This is a genomic window from Streptomyces beijiangensis (assembly GCF_017315755.1).
GTDB lineage: Bacteria > Actinomycetota > Actinomycetes > Streptomycetales > Streptomycetaceae > Streptomyces > Streptomyces beijiangensis.
This window is the reverse complement of record NZ_JAFLRJ010001677.1, coordinates 1-249: the sequence shown is the minus strand read 5'-3', so window position 1 is coordinate 249 and position 249 is coordinate 1. Positions and strand designations below refer to the sequence as shown.

General features: G+C 67.5%; 1 pseudogene. It reads right to left on the bottom strand.

What is annotated here, in order from left to right:
• Positions 1 to 249, bottom strand: a pseudogene (locus J0695_RS43195) (hypothetical protein); the annotation flags it as partial.

The following is a 249-nucleotide window of genomic DNA, read 5'->3' as shown; positions in this document are numbered from 1 at the left end:
ATGCCCAGCAACGGCACCGAGGCCGTCACCGACACCGGCTGGAACTGCGCCGCGTCCAGCCATGCCCAGGTGGGGAGGTTCACCTTTGTCGTGCCCTCCGGTGCGAGGTCCACTTCCGTCGAGGGAACACGGATCTCGGCATAGGCGAGCTCGGCGAGGATCTCCGGTGTGACCGCCTGCGGGATGTCCGCCGGCGGGGCGTCGTTCTCATCCACCCAGAAGACGGGCTTGTCGCAGCCAAGAGCACCT